We start from the raw sequence: 2,966 nt of genomic DNA, 5'->3' as shown, positions 1-2,966 counted from the left end.
CCCTTGACGGCACCCTCGGGAAGCATCTGGCCAACGACAACCAGCGCCATCGACACACGACGACGCAACGCCAACCCCTCCGAACCTTCGAGGTTGCGGATGCGCTGCTCCAAGGAACGCACGCTTACCGGTGCGGTGTCGTAGTTCATGGCCGAAGTCCTTTCCTGATCTGCCGCCACTCCGTCGTGGTCAGCAGACCTTCCCGTCTCGCCTGCCAAGCCGCGTCCGCCAATCGTTCGGTCTCGATGCGCCCGCGGCATTCGAGAATCGCGTCCTTCACCGGCTGCGACGCCAATCCTTCATAGAATGTGGTGCCCGCACCGTCGGGAACCTGCATCAGCTCGATGAACGCCGGAACCTTGGCACGCACGCGGCGGGGAACCGCGACCCTGATCCTTCTGGGGTTCACATCGGCGAGACCGAACAGGGCCAGCACCGATTCCCCATGCAGATACGCACCCTCGCCGACTCGCAGCAGGGCCTCGGCGAACTGGTCGAAGCGCGTCGGTGGAACGTCCGGGACGCGATACAGGCCATAGGCGACGTTCGTCAGGCCTCCTCGGGCCGCCAGCTTGGGTAGCTCAATCGCAGGAACCCCGGCCTCCATGGCGTCCTTGGTCGTGACGTAGCCATAATTGTCGTACGCGACCTCACGCACGACATCCCGATACCTCACCCTGGCACTCATATCATGACTATACCGAAAACGGTAGAGTTTCGCCATGACCACCGGCCCTCGTCTCGTCGTTTCTCGCGGCCCTACTACAGCCTCGTCGCCTCGGACGGGTCGATATGCATGGTCTGGAAGCGGTGCGACATCACGGCGTCCCCGAAATGTTCGGCGAAGAAGCTGGTGACCGGCGAATCGGTGGCCGTCCCCGCCACCCGGCCGTACCAGCAGTCCAAGGCCATCAGCGTCATGGCGATGTCGACGACCATCAGCACCGCGCATACGGCCGTCAACGAGTAACGCACCTTCCAGGGAATGAGGTTGATGAGGGCGAGCACACGGGGCAGCAGCAGCTTCACCCACAGGGTCCCGAGAATCCCCCAGAACACCATGTACCGGCCGCTCGTCCGCCCCTGAATGGACAGCCACTGGCCGGTGTAGTCCCAGGCGGTGATGCCGAAGGCGGTCTGCATGAACCAGCTCGTCGCGTACTCGAAGGCGCCGCCGACGACGGCGCTGGCGAGGAAAAGGAACACCGGATTCGCCCGCCACAGCCGGTTGAGGCAGACGGTGAGCAGCACCGCCCCGCAGCCGTAGATCGGGGAGAACGGGCCCCACAACAGCCCCGCCCGATCCTCGAAGACGCCCGAGGTGAGGACGCGGTACACCGTCTCCAGGGCCAGACCGAACACGCTGCCGATGACGAACAGCCAGAAGATGTTGAAGAAGTCCAGAGCGATGTAGCCCCGCCCCGTCTCGTCGCGGCCCACCATGCCCCGGGCGAGGTCGCGCTCGTACAGGTCGCGCTCATCCATGCGTCGGAGCGTCAGCTGGACCCGACGCTCGCCGATAAGGCCCGGGTCGAGGGCCACCGACAGCGCCACCAGGACCATCAGCTGCGCCAGGGGGGACAGCAGTCCTCTGCCCACGCCCTCAAGAGCCAGAGTCAGGAGACCCTCGACGAAGGTGGGGACGATGAGCGCATACGCCCAGCGCGCCGCATGGCGGCGATGATCGGCGATCAGCAGGCCGCCGAAGACGATAAGGCAGACGGCCGTGCCCGATTCGACCAGAATCCTCAGACAGAAGAGGATGAAAGTGAGATCGAGGGCATCCACCGACTCGCGTCCCTCCGCCACCCGTCGCAGGGCTCCGACGGTGGACATGACCACGACCGGAAGAGTGGCGGCGCCGACCAAGGCCACCAACGCTCCGAAAACGCGTGCCGCCAGAGGAAGCCCGTCATGACGGCGTGGCCTGGATGACGGCGGGTCGGCGGCAACGATGCCCTCGCGCGCGTCATCATCCACGGCTTCCGCAGGGACGGAATCCTCGCCACCATGAAGATCTTTCGGCCGCATCCGCCTTCTCCTTCTTCCTCCATGCCGGACCGACCACATCACGCTACCATCGGGAGCCCTTGGCGGCCCCATTCGTTCTCAGGAAACATCCATGAAGCCTCAAGAGCATCCCCCGGCCGTCCCCAGCGCCCGGCGTGGTGCCTGCGCTTGACTGGAACTCAACGACGGCGGATGTCTGAAAGATCCGCCCAGACGGCTTGGCGTCCTCCGACGCCGGAAAGGACCGACATGGACACGCTCACGGGCAAAACCACCACGGACGACGCCGGGCAGGACGAGATCACGCAGGACACGACGGGAACGACGACGGGAACGAGCGGAGCGCGAAACGACGCCGCCACGACGACGATTCCCGAATATCCTTACGGAGCGGACGACGGTGACGACCTGACGGGAAACGGGATCGACGCGCCATACGGGCAACAGGCGCATGCCGACCAGCAGCCGACCAGCGATCCGGTACCCCAGAACGTCGAGCAGGCGGGCCGCAACAGCCAGGGCGAATGGCAGGACGGGCCGCAGCAGGGATACCCGCAGAACCCCTATGGCAACACACAGAGCGGCGCTGACCCTTATGGTTCCAACGCCTACGGCAACGGCCAATACCCCGAGGGCCAGTACGGCAACGGGCAGTACGGACAGTACGGGTATGGCCAGTACGGATACGGACCGGACCCAGCGAATCAGTATCCGGGCGGCCCGCAGGTCCCGAATGGCACGGCACGCAGACCCAAGGGCGGCAAGGGCCGTCACCGGAGGAGCCTGATCATCGCCGCCGTGGCCGTCATGAGCCTGGTCTGCGGATTCGCCGGAGGCGCCGTGGGCGGTCTGATCGTCCGATCCGCCCTGACGACGACCACGACGTCCACCACACAGAACGGCAGCAGCCAGTTCGGGAACGGCATGATGGGCGGCGGAAGCAACGGCTTCTCCAA

Annotated in this window: 2 protein-coding genes and 1 pseudogene; 1 reads left to right on the top strand and 2 read right to left on the bottom strand. The window is 65.4% G+C overall.

The genetic code is table 11. From position 1 onward, the window contains the following. Nucleotides 1–145: 145 nt before the first annotated feature. Together RWX87_RS06765 and RWX87_RS06760 are read right to left on the bottom strand one after the other, a co-directional pair. Nucleotides 146–724 (bottom strand): hypothetical protein, encoded by a 579-nt coding sequence (locus RWX87_RS06765; protein ID WP_314688839.1) that lies wholly within the window; start codon nucleotides 722–724, stop codon nucleotides 146–148. A gap of 38 nt (nucleotides 725–762) precedes the next feature. After that, the gene (locus RWX87_RS06760) at nucleotides 763–2,031 is read right to left on the bottom strand and encodes a putative ABC transporter permease (RefSeq protein ID WP_314688838.1); all 1,269 of its coding nucleotides are present in this window, start codon (nucleotides 2,029–2,031) and stop codon (nucleotides 763–765) included. Nucleotides 2,032–2,259: 228 nt separating this feature from the next. Here RWX87_RS06760 and RWX87_RS06755 point away from each other — a divergent pair. After that, nucleotides 2,260–2,966 (top strand): annotated as a pseudogene (locus RWX87_RS06755) (hypothetical protein); the annotation flags it as partial.

The sequence above is a fragment of the uncultured Bifidobacterium sp. genome (genome assembly GCF_963540075.1).
Taxonomy (GTDB): Bacteria; Actinomycetota; Actinomycetes; order Actinomycetales; family Bifidobacteriaceae; genus Bifidobacterium.
Note: the sequence above shows the minus strand (reverse complement) of the source record. Positions and strands in the feature narration are given on the sequence as shown.

Coding starts and splice junctions, on each gene's coding strand:
- RWX87_RS06765 (WP_314688839.1), bottom strand. CDS start 724: ATGGCGAAACTCTACCGTTTTCGGTATAGTCATGATATGAGTGCCAGG.
- RWX87_RS06760 (WP_314688838.1), bottom strand. CDS start 2,031: ATGCGGCCGAAAGATCTTCATGGTGGCGAGGATTCCGTCCCTGCGGAA.